General features: G+C 65.2%; 21 protein-coding genes. 6 read left to right on the top strand and 15 right to left on the bottom strand.

The window, feature by feature from the left end:
* The first annotated feature begins 1 nt into the window (after nt 1).
* The 4 genes from HDC35_RS17540 (at nt 2) to HDC35_RS17525 (ending at nt 3,534) form a co-directional block, all read left to right on the top strand.
* Entirely contained in the window at nt 2-889 is an 888-nt protein-coding gene (locus HDC35_RS17540) for an alpha/beta hydrolase (RefSeq protein ID WP_184648678.1), read from the top strand.
* Between the two features lie 82 nt (nt 890-971).
* Nucleotides 972-1,718, top strand: a complete 747-nt coding sequence (locus HDC35_RS17535) for a FadR/GntR family transcriptional regulator (RefSeq protein ID WP_184648677.1) — start codon at nt 972-974, stop codon at nt 1,716-1,718.
* Complete coding sequence (locus tag HDC35_RS17530; RefSeq protein WP_184648676.1) at nt 1,718-2,518, top strand: 2-keto-4-pentenoate hydratase; 801 nt, start codon at nt 1,718-1,720, stop codon at nt 2,516-2,518. The genes HDC35_RS17535 and HDC35_RS17530 overlap by 1 nt, the downstream gene beginning before the upstream one ends.
* Entirely contained in the window at nt 2,515-3,534 is a 1,020-nt protein-coding gene (locus HDC35_RS17525; RefSeq protein ID WP_260397816.1) for a sugar kinase, read from the top strand. The genes HDC35_RS17530 and HDC35_RS17525 overlap by 4 nt, the downstream gene beginning before the upstream one ends.
* A 21-nt stretch (nt 3,535-3,555) precedes the next feature.
* On the opposite strand, the gene HDC35_RS17520 is transcribed toward HDC35_RS17525, so the two are convergent.
* The 4 genes from HDC35_RS17520 to HDC35_RS17505 form a co-directional block, all read right to left on the bottom strand.
* Nucleotides 3,556-5,352 carry a sodium:proton antiporter gene (locus HDC35_RS17520; RefSeq protein ID WP_184648675.1) on the bottom strand — a complete coding sequence of 599 codons (1,797 nt, stop codon included), beginning with the start codon at nt 5,350-5,352 and terminating at the stop codon, nt 3,556-3,558.
* A 254-nt stretch (nt 5,353-5,606) separates the two neighbouring features.
* The gene (locus HDC35_RS17515; protein WP_184648674.1) at nt 5,607-5,804 is read right to left on the bottom strand and encodes a CsbD family protein; all 198 of its coding nucleotides are present in this window, start codon (nt 5,802-5,804) and stop codon (nt 5,607-5,609) included.
* Between the two features lie 241 nt (nt 5,805-6,045).
* The gene (locus tag HDC35_RS17510; protein ID WP_184648673.1) at nt 6,046-6,309 is read right to left on the bottom strand and encodes a DUF6894 family protein; all 264 of its coding nucleotides are present in this window, start codon (nt 6,307-6,309) and stop codon (nt 6,046-6,048) included.
* Between the two features lie 19 nt (nt 6,310-6,328).
* The gene (locus HDC35_RS17505; protein ID WP_184648672.1) at nt 6,329-7,069 is read right to left on the bottom strand and encodes a Crp/Fnr family transcriptional regulator; all 741 of its coding nucleotides are present in this window, start codon (nt 7,067-7,069) and stop codon (nt 6,329-6,331) included.
* A gap of 347 nt (nt 7,070-7,416) precedes the next feature.
* Here HDC35_RS17505 and HDC35_RS17500 point away from each other — a divergent pair, with 347 nt between their 5' ends.
* On the top strand, nt 7,417-7,833 hold the full coding sequence (locus tag HDC35_RS17500) for a Rap1a/Tai family immunity protein (protein ID WP_184648671.1): 417 nt from the start codon (nt 7,417-7,419) through the stop codon (nt 7,831-7,833).
* A 20-nt stretch (nt 7,834-7,853) separates the two neighbouring features.
* Here HDC35_RS17500 and HDC35_RS17495 read toward each other — a convergent pair whose 3' ends face one another.
* The 10 genes from HDC35_RS17495 to HDC35_RS17450 are packed head-to-tail and all read right to left on the bottom strand — an operon-like array spanning nt 7,854 to nt 18,530.
* Nucleotides 7,854-9,530, bottom strand: coding sequence for an AMP-binding protein (locus HDC35_RS17495; protein WP_184648670.1), 1,677 nt, complete (start codon nt 9,528-9,530; stop codon nt 7,854-7,856).
* Nucleotides 9,527-11,119, bottom strand: a complete 1,593-nt coding sequence (locus HDC35_RS17490; protein WP_184648669.1) for an AMP-binding protein — start codon at nt 11,117-11,119, stop codon at nt 9,527-9,529. The genes HDC35_RS17495 and HDC35_RS17490 overlap by 4 nt, the downstream gene beginning before the upstream one ends.
* Entirely contained in the window at nt 11,116-12,525 is a 1,410-nt protein-coding gene (locus HDC35_RS17485; protein WP_184648668.1) for an aldehyde dehydrogenase family protein, read from the bottom strand. Before HDC35_RS17485 ends, HDC35_RS17490 begins: the two co-directional genes overlap by 4 nt.
* A gap of 12 nt (nt 12,526-12,537) precedes the next feature.
* Nucleotides 12,538-14,757: a TonB-dependent receptor gene (locus HDC35_RS17480; protein WP_260397815.1), complete on the bottom strand. Its 2,220-nt coding sequence runs from the start codon at nt 14,755-14,757 to the stop codon at nt 12,538-12,540.
* The gene (locus HDC35_RS17475; protein ID WP_260397814.1) at nt 14,754-15,239 is read right to left on the bottom strand and encodes a cytochrome c; all 486 of its coding nucleotides are present in this window, start codon (nt 15,237-15,239) and stop codon (nt 14,754-14,756) included. The genes HDC35_RS17480 and HDC35_RS17475 overlap by 4 nt, the downstream gene beginning before the upstream one ends.
* Nucleotides 15,236-15,667, bottom strand: coding sequence for a cytochrome c (locus HDC35_RS17470; RefSeq protein ID WP_184648667.1), 432 nt, complete (start codon nt 15,665-15,667; stop codon nt 15,236-15,238). Before HDC35_RS17470 ends, HDC35_RS17475 begins: the two co-directional genes overlap by 4 nt.
* Complete coding sequence (locus HDC35_RS17465) at nt 15,664-16,224, bottom strand: methylamine dehydrogenase light chain (protein ID WP_184648666.1); 561 nt, start codon at nt 16,222-16,224, stop codon at nt 15,664-15,666. The genes HDC35_RS17470 and HDC35_RS17465 overlap by 4 nt, the downstream gene beginning before the upstream one ends.
* A 31-nt stretch (nt 16,225-16,255) precedes the next feature.
* A complete protein-coding gene (locus HDC35_RS17460) occupies nt 16,256-16,846 on the bottom strand; it encodes a redoxin family protein (RefSeq protein ID WP_184648665.1) in 591 nt (196 codons plus the stop codon).
* Nucleotides 16,843-17,364: a MauE/DoxX family redox-associated membrane protein gene (locus HDC35_RS17455; RefSeq protein ID WP_184648664.1), complete on the bottom strand. Its 522-nt coding sequence runs from the start codon at nt 17,362-17,364 to the stop codon at nt 16,843-16,845. Before HDC35_RS17455 ends, HDC35_RS17460 begins: the two co-directional genes overlap by 4 nt.
* Entirely contained in the window at nt 17,364-18,530 is a 1,167-nt protein-coding gene (locus tag HDC35_RS17450; protein ID WP_184648663.1) for an amine dehydrogenase large subunit, read from the bottom strand. The genes HDC35_RS17455 and HDC35_RS17450 overlap by 1 nt, the downstream gene beginning before the upstream one ends.
* 150 nt (nt 18,531-18,680) lie before the next feature.
* Between HDC35_RS17450 and HDC35_RS17445 the strand changes: the two genes are divergently transcribed.
* Nucleotides 18,681-19,340, top strand: a complete 660-nt coding sequence (locus HDC35_RS17445) for a TetR/AcrR family transcriptional regulator (protein WP_221438313.1) — start codon at nt 18,681-18,683, stop codon at nt 19,338-19,340.
* A 161-nt stretch (nt 19,341-19,501) separates the two neighbouring features.
* On the opposite strand, the gene HDC35_RS17440 is transcribed toward HDC35_RS17445, so the two are convergent.
* On the bottom strand, nt 19,502-20,614 hold the full coding sequence (locus tag HDC35_RS17440) for a GGDEF domain-containing protein (protein ID WP_184648662.1): 1,113 nt from the start codon (nt 20,612-20,614) through the stop codon (nt 19,502-19,504).
* Nucleotides 20,615-20,624 lie beyond the last annotated feature (10 nt).

Below are 20,624 nucleotides of genomic sequence, written 5' to 3'. Positions count from 1 at the left end.
AGTGCGCGCGCTGTTCGCCTTGCTGTTGGTCGCCATGGCGGCGCCTGCCGCTGCGGCCGACCCGGCCGAACCGGTGCAAATCGACCGCGACGTCGTGTACCGGACGGTCGCGGGCACGCCGCTGCACCTCGACATCTATCGCCATGCGGATACCGTTGCGGCCCCTGGTCCGGTGTTGATCCACTTCCATGGCGGGGGCTGGTCGCGCGGCGCGCGGCCCGCCGACTGGACGGGCTTTCGCCCCTATCTGGCGGCGGGCCTGTCGCTGGTGACGGTGCAATATCGCCTCGCGGACGAGGCGCGCGCGCCGGCGGCCGTGCAGGATGCGCGCTGTGCGCTCCACTGGGTCTCCGCCAACGCGGCGCGGCTGGGCTTCGATCCCGACCGTATCATCGTCACGGGCACCTCGGCGGGGGGGCATCTGGCGCTGATGGCGGGGCTGTTACCCGCGGCAAATGATATCGACAGCGCCGAATGCCGCGGCGCTCCCGCGGCGGCGGCGATCCTTGATTTCTACGGACCGGCCGACCTGGCCGGTATCGCGTCGCCGTCCGGCGCGCGGCACCCGACGGTTGCGAACTGGGTCGGCGAGGGTGCGCAGGCGGCCGCGACCGAGAGGGCGATGTCGCCGGTCGTCTGGATTGCTAGGGACAGCCCACCGGTTTTCATCGCCCATGGCGATGCCGACCCGGTGGTGCCCATCGCCCAGTCGATCGAACTCAAGCGCCGCCTCGATGCGCTGGCGGTTCCCTCCGAACTGTTCGTCGTACGCGGCGGCGGGCATGGCAAGTTCGCCCCCGAACGGCGGGCTGAGGTGTCGAGGCAGGCCATTGCCTTCCTGTGCGGGCGCGCCCTGCTGGCCGTGGCCGCTTGCGAAACGAAAAACTGATGCGCGTCGCCGCGAGGCTCTTCAAACTTGTCATACCAAATTGTATGAAGCTATCCGCGATCCTGCGGGGAGACGATTGATCATGGCCGAACGCCGCCTTTTTGAAGATATTGCAGACGCGATCCGGCGTCTGATTCTGGACGGGACTTTCCCTCCCGGAACGCGGTTGCCCGGAGAGCGCGAACTGTCCGATCGGTTCGAGGTCAGCCGGGTGACGATCCGCGAGGCGGAGATCGCGTTGCAGGCGACGGGATGGATCCATATCCGCACCGGCGCGGGCGCCTATGTCGAAGCGGTGCTGCCGGGCGACAATGCGATCCTGCCCAAGGTCAGCGCGTTCGAACTGACCGAGGCACGATCGCTGTTCGAGGCCGAGGCCGCGGCGCTCGCGGCGCCGACGATTTCGAGCGAAACGCTCGAAAAACTCGACGAACTGCTCGTAGCGATGGCCGACGACGGCAAGAGCGAGGAAGAGATCAGCGCGATCGATCGCGAATTCCACATGACCATCGCCGCCGCGTCGAGCAACAAGGCGATCATCCATGTGATCGAGAGCCTGTGGCGGATGCGGATGGAATTGCCCGAGGTGCGCAGCAGCCATTCGCTGGTCTGCCGCAAGGATGGCGCGGCGCGCCAGGCCGAGCATGCGGATGTTGTCGCGGCGCTGCGCAAGCGCGATGCGACCGGCGCGCGGCTTGCGATGCGGCGCCATTTCAACCGCTTGATCGAATCGATGCTCGACGAGACCGAGGAGCGCGCGATCGTCGAATTGCGCCGCCAGTCGGCGGAAAGCCGCGAGCGCTATTTGCTGAGCGCAAAACTGGCCTGATGAGCGATCCATCGTCTTTACCGGCCGCACCGGACCCGGTCGCGGCGCTGCTCGAGGCGCGTCTGACGGGACGGGCGCTACCGGCCTTTCCGGACCCCGTGCCGGCGACGCTGACCGATGCCTATGCGATCCAGCGACGGCTGAGCGCCGCGCTGGGCGCGCCCGTCCTCGGCTGGAAGGTGGGGCGTATTCCCCCGGCGCGCGTGGATCGGCTCGGTGCCGAGCGGATCGCTGGTCCGGTGCTGCGCATGGCCGTGCTGGATGGCGATGCCCCAGGCGAAGCGGCAGTCTTTGCGGACGGGGCAGCCGCGATCGAGGCCGAGGTCATGCTGCGCCTTCGCGCGGTCCCCGAAGCGCCCGTGACGGGCGTGGACGACGGCGCCGCATGGATAGACGAAATCCGCGCCGGTTTCGAGGTCGCCAGTTCGCCCGCGCCCGACGTCCACGCGCATGCGCCCTATGGCATCGTCGCCGATATCGGGATCAACAACGGCCTTCTGCTCGGCCCGACCCTCGATATGGGCGATTTTACCGACATCGCCGTCGAAACGCGGATCGATGACAATATGGTCGGGGTGGGACGTCCGATCGATATTCTCGACGGCCCGTGGGGGTCGCTCAATTTCCTCGTCGAGCTCCATCGACGCGATATTATCGAACTGGCGGCGGGACAGTGGATTTCTGCCGGGGCCATTACTGGCGTCCATCCGATCGCGGTCGGCGAGACGGCGACGGCGCGTTTCGGCCCTTCGGTCCAGATTTCCTGCCTTGCTGTCGCGGAAACCGGATTCAAGAAATGATGCAGTCTCCTAGAAATATCGCCTGTTTTGGCGAGGTGGTCATGCGCGTGTCGGTGCCGTGCGGCGAACTGCCGCTGCAATCGCCGCGCTTCGACGCGCATGTCGGCGGTGCCGAGGCGAATGTTGCGGTTGCGCTCGCCGCGCTGGGCCGCCGCTCGACAATGATCAGCGCCATCCCAGCGGGCCCGATCGGCGACGGTGTGCTGGGCGAGATGCGCCGCCACGGCGTCGCTATGCAATCCGTGCTGCGCCCGGCCGGGCGCATGGGCCTTTATTATCACATCCCGGCGGGGCCCATGCGGCCCGCCGACGTCGTCTATGATCGCGCGGGTTCGGCTTTTGCCGAGGTTGCGGCGGACGATTGGGATTGGGGTCGCCTGCTGTCGGGTGCGGACTGGTTGCATGTGTCGGGCGTGACGCCGGCGCTGGGACCGGGCAGCGCCGAGGCCGCGCTCGCGGCAGTGACAAGCGCGCGCGCCGCAGGGATCGGCGTGTCGTTCGACGGCAATTGGCGCGGCCGCCTCTGGGAGCGCTGGCAGCCCGATCCCGCGGCTATCTTGCGGCCGATTATCGCGCAGGCGACGATGCTGTTCGGCAACCACCGCGATGCGGCGCTGCTGTTGGGACAGGAATTTTCGGGCGACGGCGAGGACCGCCGCCGCGAAGCGGCGCTCGCCTTGCTGGAGGCCTTTCCCGCGCTCGAATATGTCGCATCGACGGCGCGGGATATCGTCAGCGCGGACACCCACCGCCTGACCGCGCGTATCGATACGCGGACCGAGGGTGGCAGCAGCGAGCCGGCGCTCATTACCCCGATCGTCGACCGTATCGGCACGGGCGATGCCTTTGCCGCCGGGGTTCTGGACGGGTTGTGGCAGGGGCAGGGCCTGGCCGACGCCGCAACGAACGGCCTCGCGCTAGCCGCGCTCAAACATGGACTGCGGGGCGATTTCGCGCCCTTTTCCCGCTCCGCATTGATGGGGACATCCGCCGCCGCCCGGGATGTGGCGCGCTGAAAAGCTGCGCCGGCGGCCCGATCAGCCGTCGCGGGCGGGAATGGTGGGCGGTACGAAGGTCCAGATCGTGTCGCCGGGCTCCACGGTCGGGCGGTGGTCGGTAGAGAAGATCGCGACTTCGCCCGAGGCCCGCGTCACTGCGAGGCTTTCGCCACCGCTGTTTTTCATCCGCGCGACGAATTGCGCATAGGTGAATTTCTCGGTGATGCGAGTGCGGCCGAACGTCCACCCTGCTTGAAGGCGATCGAGCATCGCCTCGATGGGCAGGCCGCTGAACGTGAAGACCCGGCCGCGACGTCGGCTCGCCGAGCGCGATTCCCCGACCGTACGGCTCACCCGGTCGTGGCCGATTTCGGGCGCCAGCTCGCTGCAGACGAGCGCGTTGTAGCTGTCGTTGTCCGTCGCGGCGATCAATTGCTGAAACTGGCCCATGTCGATCCGGTCATCGTGCGTCTCCTCCAGAATATCTCCCTCATAAACGGGAATATCGGCGCGCCGCGCCGCACGGAGCGCAAATTTGCTCGTATCGGCGATCAGCACCGACCGGTCTTGCGCCTTGACGAATTCGGCGAACGCAATCGTCCAGCCGTTCGACCCCACCAGCAGGATGCCGTCGCCCTTGCCGCGATCGAGCCCCAGCCAGCGCGCAAAGCTCGCGGCGGTGAAGCCATGCGCGAAGATGGTCGCGATCACCACGCCAAAGCCGAGCGGCACCAGCGCTTCGGCCCCTGCAACTCCCGTCTCCGAGAGGCGCAGCGCAAAGAGGCCGGTCACCGCGACCGCGACGATCCCGCGCGGTGCGATCCACGCGACGAAGAGCCGCTCCTTGAACGGTATCCTGGTAAAGAGCAGCGCGGTCATGATCGTGAGCGGGCGGACCACGAAGAGGAGCAGGAGCAGGAAGACGACGAAACGCAACTCGAAGTTGCGCACGACCTCCCAGTCCAGCGTCGCGGCCAGGATGATGAAGACCCCCGACACCAGCAGGATGGTCAGATCCTCCTTGAAGCGCAGCAGCGCGTGGCTCGAATAGGTTTCGCGGTTGGCCATCACGACGCCCATCACCGTTACGGTGATCAGCCCGGTTTCGTGCATCACGAGATCGGACAGGACGAATACCGCGATCACTGTCGTCAGCAGGACCGGCGCCTTCAGATATTCGGGAACCCAGCCGCGCGGGAAGGCCCAGGTCAGCAAAAAGCCTGCGGCGGTACCGATAACGATCGCGAGCGTGCTGGCCGCAACGACATCGATCACGATCGACGCCGTGTTCGCCTCGGCCCCGCCATGAATGACATAGCTGTAGACGCCGACCGCGAGCAGCGCGCCGATCGGGTCGTTCACGATCGCTTCCCATTTCAGCATATGCTTGACGCGCGGTGCGATGTTCAACGAACGGAGCAGCGGCACGATGACCGTGGGGCCGGTTACGACCATCACCCCACCGAACAGCGCGGCGAGCTCCAACGACAATCCGGCGCCATAATAGGCCGCGGCTGTTCCGAGAGCCCAGCCCACGGGCACGCCGACGAAGACAAGCATGAAGACCGCGATTCCCGCATGTCTCAGTTCGCGGAATTTGAGGCTCAACCCGCCTTCGAAGAGGATGACGGCCACGGCGAGCTTGATGATCGGTTCGCGCAGGCTTCCAAAGTCGCGTTCGGGGTCGATCAGGCCCAATATGGGGCCGGCGAGGATCCCGGCGATCAGCATCAGCGCGATGGCTGGACGACCCGTGCGCCAGGCGATCCATTGCGCGCCGATACCGATGACGCCGATCAGGGCGATTTTAACGAGGAGGGAGTCGATAGCGAACATATGGTCAGCATATGCAGACTTAATGCGAAGGTTGCTTGTATTTCTTCCCGCGAGTTGCCGGCAGGTACCGTTTGGGCGCGGATAGGCTGTGAAATGCCTGCGGCTGCGGTTCGATCATGTTAGATTTGGACGCCTGCCGCAAGCGCGTCGCAATCCACGGGCGCGGACAGTATCTCGTTGTCATTCCCCGGCGGATTGCGCAAAAAAAGCCCGCGGGGCATGGCCACGCGGACTTTCCTTTGGCCCAGGAAGGATCAGTAACTGTTTTCGAATTCGTCGATCTCACGGTCGGCTTCATCCTGTGCCCGGCCGTATTTTTCCTGAATCTTTCCGGAAAGGATCTTGCGGTTGCCGTTGATCTGGTCGATCTCGTCGCTGGTGAGTTCGCCCCATTTCTTCTGGACGTGACCTTTCACCTGTTCCCAGTTACCCTTGATCGTGTCGCTGTTCATGGCCATTCTCCGTTGAAGTTCGTTCAACCAACGCCGGATGGTCGCCACTGTTCCGCCTTGCACCCCTATTTCCGTCCGCGGAAAATCGCTGGCATAACATAAGTCAATCTTATGATTTATCGGCAGCAATTGCGCCCGCGGTACGCCATCCGCCATCCGCATGTTTGCTTCGGCCGAATGGTGTGCCGGGACAAATGGGGGGTATGGGGGGAATCGGAGGTGCCGGTTGGCCGCTGCCTCTTCACTCGGCCCCGGACGCGAGGGTCGCCAGATTCCCGTTCGCGTCGACCGACGTCACCAGCAGCGTGTAAAGCAGTCGTCCCGCATCGTCGACGCACTCGACCCGCAGCAGTTGGCCGTGCCGCAGGATGTGCGGGTCGTCCGCGAGAAGGCTTCCGCAATAACGCACCGCCTCCAGTCTTGCAGCCGCATCGTCGAGAAGGTCGACGCCGACCTCGTCGATCTCCTTGTGGCCGTCGCGGGTGTGGAAGAAATAACGTCCCATCTCTTCTGCTCCTTCGGGGTCAGGACTGGTCGCGGTGGAGGTAGAGGTCTGAAAATTCCGCGGTGGCGATCAGCGATTTCAGATCGGCGATACGAATGCCGCGGCCGTCGCGGGCGATGCCACCCGAACGTTCCAGCGCCTTCAGCGTCCGGTTCACATGGACCGGGGTCAACCCGAGCACGTCGGCGAGTTGTTCCTGCGTGAGTGGCATTTTGCGAATGTCGAGCCCGCCCGATCCCGTGTCGTGCAGCCGGAAGTGAAGCTCGCAGAAGAGATGCGCCAGGCGCGCGAGCGCATTCCGGCGGCCATTGTTGAGAAGCCATTCGCGGCCGATCGAGGCTTCGATCAGAATATCGACCATGACGGCGCGCGCGATCGCTGGGCGCGCCTGCACCAGCCGTTCGAAATCGGAAATCATGATGACGGTAAGCTCGACAGCGGTCAGCGCCTGGAGGTTGTGATCGACCGTGCGAAGATACATCGATTGAAAATCGAGCGGATCGCCGGGAATCTTGATCGAAACGATCTCGCGCCCGCCGCTGGCGGTTATCTTCTGTCGGTAGGCAAAGCCCGACCGCAGCACCGGGCAGATGTCCGAGGGGTCGCCCTCGCGCAGGATATAGTCATTGGGTTCAAGATGCCGTGTCTGGTGCGGCAGCGCGGCGATGGCCGCCTGGTCCTCCGTCGAAAGAAGGCTGTGGCTGAGCAGTTTGGCAAGAAAGATTCCCATTCCCGGCGGGGCCGTGTCGCGATCGAACATGGTGCCAGATTCCTCCTGCTTTCCCTTGATGGTGCCCCGTCGGGCGGGCGGATTGCGCATTACCCCGACAGACGCAACGATCCGGCGCGCGGCAGGTTGCGAGCGGTGCGGACCGCTTCGGCAAAATTGCGCGCGCTGCGCTGCGCGGCTGGGGGGGCGAAGCCGCGAGCGTGTTCAATGACGCGAGGAGCATTGCGCGCGGGTCGCGGGAACGCTGGCGGGCTCGCAACCCGTTCGGAAGGCGCCGTCAGCACAAGACGACCCGATGCATAGCGGTCCAAATCCTGTTGGCCCTCATCGGGCCGCATCGGCTATAAGGCGGCCACACAGACTATCGGAGAGGGCGATTGAAACGACTGCTTGCGTTGGCGCTGCTCGCCGGAACGGCGCCGACACCCGGCGCCGCTTTTCAGATGCGCGAAAGCCTGGCGAGGGGCGATTCCTATTACAATCAATGCGTCGCGGGTTCGGAGGATTATAGCGCGTGCATCGGATATTTCATGGGCATCGCCGACGCCCCCGTCATAAACATGGGCCAGGCGCCCGAAGAGGCGATATATTGCCTGCCGCCGGGCGCCCCCTATGAACAGCATCGCGACCGGTTCCACACATTCCTGCGCGACAATCCTGCGATACGGCACATTTCGACGCACCTTCTGTTCCTGATGGCGATGAATGCCGCCTTTCCCTGCGAAAGTTCGCCCGTGTTGTCGATCGACCCCGCCACCGACGGCCTGTATATGTCCGCGCCCAAGCCGCGGTGAGTTCCCCTTGGCCCGGCTGCTCAGTTCCTCGCCGTCGCTGACTGTCTCGCGTCGTTCAGCAACTGGAGCGTCTGTTCGCGCATAGCGAATTTCTGCACCTTGCCGGTCACCGTCATTGGAAAGCTCTCGACGAACAGGATGTGGCGCGGGATCTTGTAATGCGCGATGCGGCCCCGGCAAAAATCGCGCACTTCTTCGGCGGTCAGGACGGCTCCCGCGCGCAGGATGATCCAGGCCGACAGCTCTTCGCCATATTTATCGTCGGGCACGCCGACGCATTGCGCATCGACGATATCGTCGTGCGTCATCAGATATTCCTCGATCTCGCGCGGATAGATATTCTCGCCGCCGCGGATCACCATGTCCTTGATGCGGCCGACGATCCGGCAATATCCCGCCTCGTCGATCGTCGCCAGATCGCCGGTGTGCATCCAGCCCTCGGCATCGATTGCTTCCGCCGTGCGATCCGGATCGTCCCAATAGCCGAGCATGACCGAATAGCCGCGCGTGCAAAGCTCGCCCGTCTGTCCGCGCGGCACGGCCTCGCCAGCCAGGTCGATCAGCTTGACCTCGAGATGCGGCTGGATACGACCGACCGTCGATACGCGCAGATCGAGCGGATCGTCGGTGTCGCTCTGGAAACTGACAGGGCTGGTTTCGGTCATGCCATAGGCGATCGTGACCTGGTCCATATGCATCCGGTCGATCACCTCGCGCATCACCGTCATCGGGCAGGGCGATCCCGCCATGATCCCGGTGCGCAGCGAAGAAAGGTCGAACCGGTCGAAATCGGGATGCGCAAGCGCGGCGATGAACATCGTCGGTACACCGTAAAGCGCGGTGCAACGTTCGGCCTCGACGGTTTCGAGAACGGCGTGCGGATCGAAGGCCTCGGCCGGATAGATCATCGTCGCGCCATGTACCGCGCAGGCCAGATTGCCCATCACCATGCCGAAACAATGGTAAAGCGGCACGGGAATGCACAGCCGATCCGTCGCCTTGAGCCCGATGCGCGCGCCGACGAAGGCGCCATTGTTGAGGATATTGCGGTGCGACAGCGTGGCGCCTTTAGGAAAGCCGGTGGTGCCGCTGGTGAACTGGATATTGACCGGCATGGCGGGATCGAGCCGGACATCCGCAAGCGGGCCCGTGTCGGCGCTGGCGAGCGCGTCGAACGGCAGGCAACCGGCATGGTCCCGGCCGCCCAGCGCGATGACGAGACGCAGGTCGGGCAGGCGCGCCGCGCGCAGCATTCCCGGGGTCGATGTCGGCAGTTCCGGCGCCAGTTCGCCGAGCATCGCGATATAGTCGCTGCTCTTGTGCGATGGCGCGAGGATCAGCGCCGTGCACCCGACCTTGTTCAATGCATAATCGAGTTCGGCGACGCGATAGGCGGGATTGATGTTGACGAGGATCAGCCCCGCCTTGGCCGTGGCGAGCTGGACGACGACCCATTCGGCGCAATTGGGCGCCCAGATGCCGACGCGGTCGCCGGGTTTCAGCCCGCGTTCGAGCAGGCCCGCCGCGACCGCATCGACGCGCGCCTTGAGCTCGCGCCAGCTCCAGCGCACCGACTGGTGGCGCACCACCAGCGCCTCGCTATCGGGATGGCGCGCGACGGTCCGGTCGAAACAGTCGCCGATCGTCATTTCGATCAACGCGGCGCCCGTATCTCCGCGAACGATGCTGTCGGTCATGCCATTCCATTCCTGAATTCATTGTCGCGCAATTCCTTGCGCCGAATCTTGCCGCTGACCGTCTTGGGCAGGCTTGCCACAAATTCGATCCGGCGCGGATATTTGTATGGCGCGGTCGTTCGTTTGACATGGTCCTGCAGCGCTTTCGCCAGTTCGTCGGACGCCTGATGCCCCGCCGCGAGAACGATGAACGCCTTGACCACCTCGCCGCGCGTCGGGTCGGGGCTCGCGACGACCGCGCTTTCGGCGACCGCCTCATGCTCGAACAGCACGCTTTCGACCTCGAACGGCCCGATGCGATAACCCGACGACAGGATGACGTCGTCGGCGCGCCCGACGAACCAGAAAAAGCCGTCGGCATCGACCGTCGCGCGGTCGCCGGTCAGGTACCAGCCATGGCGGAACACGCTCGCGGTACGATCGGGGTCGCCGCGATAGCCAAGGAAAAGCCCCGGCGGGCGCCCCTCGCCGACGCGCAGCGCAATGTCGCCTTCCTCGTTGGGCGGCAAGACCGCGCCGTCATGGCCGATCACCGCCAGGTCGATGCCCGGCGTCGGCCGCCCCATCGCACCCTGCCGCGCGGCGCCCGCCCGGTTGCAGCAAAGCAGCACCGTTTCGGTCTGGCCATAGCCATCGTGGATATCGAGCCTGGTTGCCTTCTTCCACAGGTCGATGACTTCGGGATTCAGCGGCTCGCCCGCGCTGACACAGTGGCGCAGATGCCGGAAAGTCCGCCGGTCCAGATCGCTGCGGACGAACATGCGGTAAGCGGTGGGCGGCGCGCAAAGCGTCGTCACGGGATGACGTTCGAGCAGATCCATCGCGGCGGCGGGATCGAAACCGGGGGCGTGGTGGACAAAGATCGCGGCGCCCATCAGCCAGGGCGCGAACAGGCTGCTCCATGCCGCCTTTGCCCAGCCGGTGTCGGACATATTCCAGTGCAGGTCGCCGGGGCCAAGATCGAGCCAGAAACGGCCCGTAATCTCGTGCGCGAGCGGATAGCCCGCGCCGTGGATCGTCATCTTGGGCTGTCCCGTCGTGCCGCTGGTGAAATAGCAGAGCGCGGGATCGTCGAACGCGGTGTCGGCGATCTCGGCGAGCGGCGCGGCGTTCGCCTTTGCGGCGCCATAGTCGATCCACCCGGCGCGCGCGCCGCCGACGTGAATCAGCGGGATCGCCGCGTCGACCGGCGTTTCATCGACGCGCGGCGCGACATCGACTCCCGCGACGATGCATCGCGCGTGCGCCGCATCGCAGCGATAGGCGATGTCTTTGGGAGTCAGCTGGACCGTACCGGGCGAAGCGATCGCGCCGAGCCGCAGGCAGGCGAGCATCAATTCCCACCATTCGATTTCGCGCGACATCAGGATCAGCACGGTGTCGCCGCGCCTCACCCCGGCGGCGTGCAGAACGGATGCGGCGCGCGCGCTATGCTCCGACAATTCGGCGAAATTGCGGTCGATCAGCGTGCCGGCGCCGTCGGTCCAGAGCATCGCGCGGTCGCCCGGCCGTTCCTTTGCCAGCCGGTCGATCGCGTCGCGCGCGAAATTATAGTGCGTCGGCGGATTCCAGTCGAAGGTCTCGTTCATCCGCCGCGCGCCACGTTGATCACCGACAATTGCGTATATTCGGCGAGCCCTTCTTCCGACTGCTCGACGCCGAGGCCCGAGGATTTTACCCCCGCCATCGGAATGTGCGGTCCGATCGCGACATGCTGGTTCACCCACACCGACCCGCTCTCGATCCGGTTCGCGATCGACACCGCGCGATCGACGTCGGACGACCAGACCGACGCGCCGAGACCGTAAGGCGACGCATTGGCGCGTGCGACGACATCGTCGATGTCCGAAAAACGGATCACCGGCAGAATCGGGCCGAACTGTTCGTCGTCGACGATCTGGTCGCCGTCGGTCACGTCGCGCACGATCGTCGGGCGCAGAAAATAGCCGGCGCGATCGATGATCTCGCCGCCCGCGACGATCGTCCCGTCGCGGCGCGCGCTTTCGAGAAAGGCCTTCACCTTCTCATATTGCGCCTTGTTCTGGATCGGCCCGATCTGCGCGCCTTGCGCCAGCCCCTCGTCGACGACCGCTGCCTCGGCGAGCCGGGCCAGTTCCTCGCACATCGCGTCATAGATGCTGTCGTGGACATAGGCGCGCTTGATCGCGAGGCACACCTGTCCGCAATTGAAGAAGGCGGCGTTGAAGATACCCTGAGCGACCTCGCGCACATCGACGTCGTCGAGTACGATGCCCGGGTCGTTGCCGCCGAGTTCGAGCGTCAGCCGCTTCAGCCCGTCGGCGGCGCTCGCCATGATCTTCTTGCCCGTAGCGGTCGACCCCGTGAAGCCGACCTTGGCGATGCGCGGGTCGGCGGTGAGGTAGCCGCCAAGATCATTGGCATCGGTGATGATGTTGACCACCCCGGCGGGAAAGATGCCCTGGCACAGCTCGCCCAGCATCAGCGCGCAAACCGGTGTCGTCGGCGCGGGTTTCAGCACGATCGTGTTGCCCGCGATCACTGCCGGCCCGATCTTCCAGCAGGCGACGAGCAGGGGGAAATTCCACGCGATGATTCCCGCGACCACGCCGAGCGGCCTGCGGCGGACCTGGATCAGCCCGCTCGCATCGTCCTGAATCGTCCGCTCGGCGATCTCGAGGGTCGCATAGTGCCGCAGATAACCTTCGGCCCATGCGATCTCGCCCTGCGCCTCGGCGAGCGGCTTGCCCTGTTCCTGAGTCAATGCGCGTGCCAGCCTGTCGGCGTTGGCGGCAATCGCATCGGCCAGCGCGCTGACCTTCGCCTGCCGATCGGCCATCGGCACTTCGGCCCAGCCCGGAAAAGCGGCCGATGCCGCCTCGATCGCTTGGTCCGCCTGCCGTTCCGACGCTCGCGCCACAGTCGCGAAAATCTCTTCGGTCGCCGGGTTGACGACGTCCATCGTGTGATCGCCCTCGACCAGCTCGCCGCCGATCAGCATCTTAAAGTCAGACATGCCGCTCTCCGTTCAGAATTTCATGCCCACGGTCACGCCATAGGTTCGGGGCGTTCCGACATGGTTATAATCGAAACCGAAGCCCGCGAGCAGGTCGACACGCGAGGTGAAGTAGAATTTGTTGGCGAGATTCTTGCCCCAGATCGATGCGTTCCAGCGACCGTCGGCCGATTCCCAATCGATATGCCCGGCGAGGAGGACATAGCTGTCCTGCCGTAGCCGCGCGATGTTGAGCACTTCGAAATATTGGTTCGACGCATAGTTGATGTCGCCGTGAAGGCTGAGCTTGCCGCTCGAGCCATCCATCACGGTTGCGTCGAACCCGCCTGTAAAGGTTAGTTTCGGCGCGTTCGACAGCCGGTTTCCGCCAACATCCACGCCGCTGACGGTTCCGCGCTTGATCTTGGTGTCGAGCAGCCCGATCCCGCCGCGCAGCGTTACCATGTCGGTCGCACGCACGGTCAGTTCGGCCTCGCCGCCCAGGATGCGCGAACGGGGGATATTCAGCAACGTCTGCGCCGCGCTCGCGGGATCGATGTTGATGAACTGCTGGTTGCTGTAGGTATAGCGGAACGCCGCCATGTTGAGCGTGACGCGGCGGTCGGCGAACTGGCTCTTCAGCCCCAGCTCGAACGCATCGATCTTTTCGGCCTTCGCGACCGATAGCTCGGACGGGTCGAAGAATGCCTGAGCGTTGAAGCTTGGCGCGCGGTAGCCGCGGCTGTAATGGCCGTAAACCATTACATCGGGATTGATCTTGTAATCGGCGCCGATCTTTCCTGACAGATTCTCCTGGCTATATTCCAGCCGCGACGGGGGGATCAGGTTTGCTACCAGAACGCCGTCGACGCCAAGAGCGTTCGACTCGAAATTGCTCTGGACGCCCTTGTCGTGCGTGAAGCGAAGGCCTCCGCGCAGCGTGAACCGGTCGTTGACCTCGAAACTCATGTCCGAATAGAGCGCATAGCTTTTCTTGACCTGGTCGAAGCTGTTGCGGAACAGGCAGGCGAGCGGAAGGCCGGCCGCGCAGTCATCGACGTCGATCACGCCATTGCCGTCGACATCGATATCCTTGCCGATTTCGAAGGTCGTTTCGTTATAGACCTTCTCGCGATTGAAATAGGCGCCGAGGATGAAGTTGAACGGGCCGCCGAAGTCGCTCGTCAGGCGCAGGTCCTGCGCGAATTGGGTCGCCCGGTCGGTATAGGGGATTTCGAGCAGCTCGCCCGCCGTCCCGTCGGTATCCTCATAAAAGTTCAGCCGCCCCTTGTCCCAGGATGTGACGCTGGTGATCGCGAGCGTATCGCCCAGATCGACCGTTCCGGTCAGCGATACCGACCAGGTCCGCGCACGGCGGCGCTCGGTGACGTTGGCCTCGATCTCGCGGCGGCCCAGACCCGGCCGGTTCAACGCTTCGGGCTGGGCATAAATGCCGTAATTACGCGGGTTCTGATAGCTGGTCGACGCACGCAGGACGAAGCGCGCACCGGCGCTCGGTTCGAAGAGCAGACTGCCGCGGACGCCATATTCGCGCACGCTCGCAAGGTCGGGTTCGCCCGGTAGCTGGTTCTTGAACCAGCCATCGGCGCGCGCAAAGGTGAAGGCGACGCGCGCCGCCAGCGTCTCGCCAAGCGGCACGCTCACGGCGCCATTGGCCTCATAGCGGTCGTAATTGCCATAACCGAGGTTCAGATATCCCTCGGTGTCGCCGAGCACGGGCGTGCGGCTGATCAAATTGACTGCGCCGCCGGTCGTGTTTTTCCCATAGAGCGTTCCCTGCGGCCCGCGCAGGACCTCGACGCGTTCGAGGTCGTACATCGCGACGCCAAGGAAAGCGAAATTGCCCTTGTAGACTTCGTCATAATAGGTCGCGACGGGGCTCGCCTGGTTCAGGCTGTAATCCGACATCGACACGCCGCGCAGCGCGAAGATCGGGGTGTTGTCGCCGACGGTCGAGGTGAGCTGCAGGTTGACGATCTTGCCGGCCAGCTCGTCGGCCTGCGTTACCCGCTGCCGTTCGAGCGAGTCGCCGCCGATCGCGCTGACTGCGATCGGAACATCCTGCAGGCGCTCGGACCGCTTCTGCGCGGTGACGACGATGTCGGTTCCGTCGACCGTTTCGGCGTCGGCGGTTTCGGCGGTGCTTTCCTGCGCCAGTGCCGGCATCGACACGCCCGCCAGCAGCAGCGCGAGCGTCGAACGGGCGGCACGCCGCATCATTCCCTTGGTCATCGAAATCCTCCCCTGTTCCTATTTCCGTTATCGTCCTGCGCCATGCGGGCGATCATGCCCGCGCGTATCGTCATCGCTTCCGCGCGCAGCGGCTTCAGCCGCAGCCGCCCGACCTCGACGGGAGTGTAGGGCTTGAAGTCCGCCGGAAGGTTCGCAGCGTCGAAGCGCACGAGCGACCAGTTCACCACTTCGGCCAGGTCGGCGTCGGACAGCGCCGCCGTCGCGACACCCGGCACCTGCACCAGATATTCGCGCCCGCCCGGCACCTCCAGGAAGCGTGCGACGAAACCCGCCATTGTCGGCGTCGTTTGCGGGGTTCCGGTCGCGTCGGCGCGGTGGCAGCCCTGGCACGACAATATCCAGTTCTGCCGCGCGCGCGCCGCATTTTCGACGCCCGGAATGGCCTCGTTCCCGCTCCACGCCGGGGTGACAACGGCCGTTCCGGTCGCCACGATCAGCGCGGAAGCGGCCAGCCATTTCATTTCGGCTGCAACCGTCCGACGGCGGCTGAATTGAGCGCCGCGCTGCCCGCCCGATATCCCGCAATCTCTTTCGGCGTGAAGGCTTTCGCCGATCCGCCGCGCACCACATGGTTGAGCACCGCGGCCACCTGTGCGTCGTTCAGCCCCGCCTGCGCGGGCATCATCCCGCGATAGGTCTTGCCTTCGACGGTGATCGGTCCCGATACACCGCGTATCACGACCAGCGCGAGATAGCGGCGCCCGGCGGGGGTTGCCGCCAGCTTGCGGACATCGTTCTTCAACGGCGGAAAGGCACCCGGAACCCCGGCGCCATTGGCCAGGTGGCACGCGGCGCAGCGCTTATAGATGGTCGCGCCGTCCTGCGCACCAGCGGGCACTGCGGTTGCCAGTCCGCCCAACGCGGCAAGGATCACAAGCCCCCGCATCATTGCTGGTCCAGCGCGACGCCGAGGATCACCGCGGTCGAGCAATTATAGATCGCACTCTCGGTCCCGAGGCACCAGTTGATGTCGTTGTTCGCTTGCGGGCGCACCATCGGCCGGTCGCGCTCGTTGCGGTTGCACAGGCACCGCCCGCACGAGGATTTGCCGCAGCAATCGTTATAGCTGATGATATAGGCGCGATTGTCGGCCGGGTTGTGACAGGTGCCGATCCACGTGATCGGCGACATTTCGGTTCCCGGCGGGCAACTGCTCGCGGTGCCGCCGCAGCAACTGCATAAAAAGCCGTCGATCGCGCAATAACGCCAATAGTCACATTGTGTCTGGTCGCCGGGATCCTGCGGATTGCCCGTCGGTTGCGGCGCGATCGGATCGCCGCCGCCGCCATGGCCGTGTCCTTGCGCCTGCGCGCGCGACACCGGCAGCACCGGGATCACCGCCGCGCCGGTCAGCGCGCCGCCGATCAGCGTCAGCAGGCTGCGCCGCGACGTCGCGCGCGCAACCCGGCGGGTCACTTTCTCCGAAAATTTGTCCAGTCCCGACATATCCGTCCCCTTCTTGTCGCGGTGTGCGGGATCAGCCGCGCGCGAGATATTCCTGGATCGATGCGACGCGGCGCTCCTTGGCCTCGAACAGGCTTTCCAGATGCTCGCGATTGTTGACGAGGCCGAGCGACGCGATGCGGCCTTCCTCGTCGATCAGCACCGCATAGGGCAGCTTCGAGACGCCGAGCGCCCGGCCGAGCTCTTCGGACAAGACATAGTCGAAGCCCGCGAGCCCCTCGGCCATCACCAGCCGGCGATGCGCCGCCGCGTCGCCGTCGCTGGCGAGCACGACGTCGAGCCAGCCGCTCTCGGCCCCGCTCGCCGAGCGGACGACCGGCAGCAATGTCTTGCACACCGGACAGTCGGGCGAGAGGAAGAAGATCATCTGGCCGCGGCGCGCGCGCTTGCCGCCGATCGCGACCTCTTTTCCCTCCAATGTCCGTAGCGTCATTTCGGGCGCCTTGTCGCCGACATTGACCTTTTGATGCAGCGTCAGTGCGCCGGCGGGTGCGATGCGTTCGTGCAGGACCCCGACCTGCCGCGCGAGCGCGGCGACGAGCACCCCCAGAATGGCGACGGCGATCCACAGCAGGATTTGCGAGGCGAGGAAAAATCCGGTCATCGGGCAGCACTCCGGCGCGTGGCGGGAAGATGGGCGATTTCGCCGGCGGCAAAGAGCAGCGCGACAAAGGCGAGGGCGGCGAAAACCGACTGGACGTCGATACCGCCGCCCCCGGCGGGAGAGAGGGGAATGAGTGCAAGCGCGGCGAGGGCGAGCGCCAGCGGGCGCGCGATGGCAAAGCGGCCGATGCCGCTCCGCCGCCTACCGAAATCGCAGCCGCAATCGAGGCCGCCGTCGCCGCGGCGCCGCGCGGCGATCAGCGCGGCGCCATATCCGGCCCAGACGAGGGCCGCGAGCAGCGCGCCTGCGACGCGCGACGCCGGAAAAAACAGGGCGAGCGCAGCGGCGAACTCGACGGCGGCCGCCGCCATTGTCACCGGCGCGGCAATGGCAGGGGCGAGACGGAGCAGTCCGGCGGTCGCCGCGGCCAGCCGCGTCCGTTCGGCGAGCTTGTGCGCCGCCGCAATGGCGAGAACCAGCGCGAGAAACAGCGTGAGGGCGGATGCGATCACAGGCATCAGCGGGCTGCCGTCATCGTCATCGGATCGTGCGCAACCCGCGCCACCGTGCGGACGAACGCGCCGGTCGCCGCGTCATAAACGTCCAGCGAGCCGTCGGAGCGTGACGCGACCAGCAATGGCGTTTCCTGCTGCGTCGCCTCGATCGAGACGCTGTGATTCTTGAGCGCGATCCGCCGGACGAGAGTTTTGGCCTTGGGGTCGATCACCCAGGCTTCGGTGCCGCCATCCTTGTGCGACCCTTCGCCGCCTTTGGGGTTCATCAGCACATAGAGGAGGCCGGCGCGGTCGGCCGAGATCACCTGCCAGCCGCCGGGGCGCCATTCGGGGTCACGGCCCGCCTGCGCCGGAATGGCGAAGCTGTCGAGATCCTTTGCCGCAGCGCCCGAAAAGTCGATGGCGCGCAGATTGCCCTTGAAGCTGACGAACCAGCCGGTGCGCCCGACCATCGCGGGGGTCATGAACAGCGGATCGTCGTCGATATCGTTGAACGCCTCGCTCGTCACGGAGGCCCCGGGCTTGCCCGCCGCGTCGAGCGTGATGCTCGTCATTGTGCCGTCGGCGCAGAGCGAGGTGAAGCCGCGCGCCCCGGTCGGATAGACGAGCGAGCAGCCCGGCAGGTCGATGTCTGACAGGATCTTGCGGCCGTCGAGGTCGACCACCGTCACCGACGATCCGGGGGTGAAGTTGAACACCAGCGCCCATTTCTCGTCATTGGTGAGTTGCAGGCTGTTGCGCAGCGTGACGAACAGCCCGCGCTTGCCGCCGGGCAGGACAATCTCGCCCTTCGGCGCCAGGGTCTTCGTGTCCCAGATGGTGATGACGTCGGTGCGTTCGCCGCGGGTCAGCCGCGAATAGAAGGTTTCGCCGACATAGATTTCGCCGCGCGTCGTCGAAGGCAAGATGTTGCCGAACTGCGCCACGGGAATCTGGCCGCGCAAATGATGGCTTTCCGCTCCAACATCGACCAGCGCCGCGCGCCCGTCGGGCAGGCTGTTGAAATGCAGGTCGTGCACGAAGACCCAACTCGCGGGATAGCGTTCGGGCAATTCGGTGACGGTCGGAACCGGCTCTTCGGGCAATGGCTGCGGATACTCGGCCGCGCCCGCCGCTCCGGCCGACCACATCAACGCGGCAAACGCCGCCCCTCTCAGAATGCTCTGCATCCCGCACTCCCTCGTTCGTGCTGACAACGGGCTCTGACGGCCGATTCGAGCTGATATTGATCGCTCGTCCAATTTTAGTCAAGCGTCAAAATTAGGGCACTTGTCCAAGGTCGCCAACGCGGTTACCTAGACCGCGAAGGATGCTGAATTTTGACGAATTTCATTGTGCCGGACCTGAAGATCACCCCGCGGCCGGGGGGCTATGCGCGCGGCCAGGACGGGTTCGAACATATTCTCCGCTCGGCGCTGTCGCTGCTCGTGAACCATGGGTCGGCGGCCCTGACGCTTCGGCGGATCGCCGCCGAATCGGGAATGAATGTCGGGAACCTCAACTATTATTTCCGGTCGAAGGAGGAACTGATCCGCGAACTGCTCAACGCGGTGATCAGCAGTTACGAGGAATCGTTCGACGAGATCATTCACGAACCGGGCGCGAGCGCCGAGGCGCGACTCGAGAATCTGGTCATGCTGGTTCTCGAGGACATCACGACCAAGAAGACGACGCGCTTCTTCCCCGAACTGTGGGCGATGGCGAACCATGACCCGTTCATTCACGACCGGATGAGCGAGCTTTACGATCGCGCGCGCGTGTCGCTCAGCGAACTGATCGGGGAGATCAATCCCGAGCTGCCGAGCGACCAGCGCGAGATATTGGCGTTGTTCATATCCGGCTCGATGGAAGGCATGACGGTCTTCGCTGGCTATCAAAAGCCGTGGGTCGCCCAGATGCCGATCCTCAAAACACTTGCCAAGAAATCCTTCGTCCAGCTGGTAAAGTCGTTGCGCGCCGAGGATTTTACGGCGTCTTAGGTACGGACCGGGCCGATATTTTCGCGGTTGGACAGCGTCGTTGCTTCGCGGCCCAAAGGCGCGATGAAACGCCTGGCGACCCGGACCGACACGGATCGGGCTATCGTCGGAGATTCAGCCAGGATCGCGAAAAGGCGAGCTCCGGCTTTTGGCTGTCACGCTTACGGATTCCTTCCGGCCTTCTTGGCCCGGTCGGCGGCTTCATCGGCCTGTTCGAACAGGACTGTGGCGGTCCCGGCGGCGGCCGGCGTCATCGCCGCGACGCCGACGCTGACCGTCACCGGGGCGGGCAGGTCGGCGGCCGGTTCGTTCGTGAAGGACGCGACCGTCGTCCCGATTCGTTCGGCGACGCGCGCGGCGGCATCGCCGTCCGTGTCGGGCAGGATCAGCGCGAAGGACTCGTCGTCCAGCCGAGCCGCGAAATCGGTCGCCTCGCGCGCGCTGCCGGCGAGCACGTCGGCGACCGCCTGCAAGCAAAGATCGCCTGCCGCGGGGCCGAAATCCTTGCGATAGATGTCGAACGCATCGATATCGATGACCAGCAGCGCGATCGGACGGTTCAGACGCGCTGCCATCGCCCAATGCAGGTCGAGCCGTTCGTCAAAGGCGCGGCGATTAGCGAGCCCGGTGACCGGATCGGTGCGGCCCAATTCGGCCGCCTGATCCCGCAGCGCGTTGGAAAGCCTTGCATTTTCGGCTGATAATTGCGCCGCGCGTAATGCCTCACGCCCGAGCCGGCGTCCGGCGACTGCTACCGCGCTGCAAAGGATAGCCGCTGCGATCCCGACCTGAAAATGGCCGCTGCGCCCGCTGGTCAGCCATCCCGCCGCCGCGATGGCCGACGCAGGGACCTGGAAGGCGAGATATGCCGGCCAGTAGCGCAGCGATACCGCGCCGATAACCATTGCGCCCAGCATAACCGCTGTCGCGACGAGCAATTGGGGATCGCTCGCGGCGCGCGTGGCCCAGAGCAGCATCGCGCCCCATGCGAGGCCCGCGATGAGCATCAGCGCGCTCACGCCGCGAAGCCATGTCGCGGGCTGGCGGCGCCTGTGCATGCGATACAGCGTGCAGGCAATCAGCCCGACGCCCAGAATCAGCGTCTCGGCGACGACGAAGATATCCATGCCCGCCTCCGCCGGCGTCCCGAACATCGTCGTCGCGACCAGCACGGCGCCGGCAAAGCCGATGACTGCGTTGAGTGCGGCGGCGGGGAGCAGGGCGTCGGTCCGCGCCGCGGCGATGCTGTCGTTTGTTTCCCCTGCCTCTGACACCCGCCCGCTC

The organism is Sphingopyxis sp. JAI128, assembly GCF_014207235.1.
In the GTDB taxonomy this organism is placed as follows: domain Bacteria; phylum Pseudomonadota; class Alphaproteobacteria; order Sphingomonadales; family Sphingomonadaceae; genus Sphingopyxis.
The sequence above is the reverse complement of the archived record's forward strand: the minus strand, read 5'-3'. Positions and strand labels throughout refer to the sequence as shown.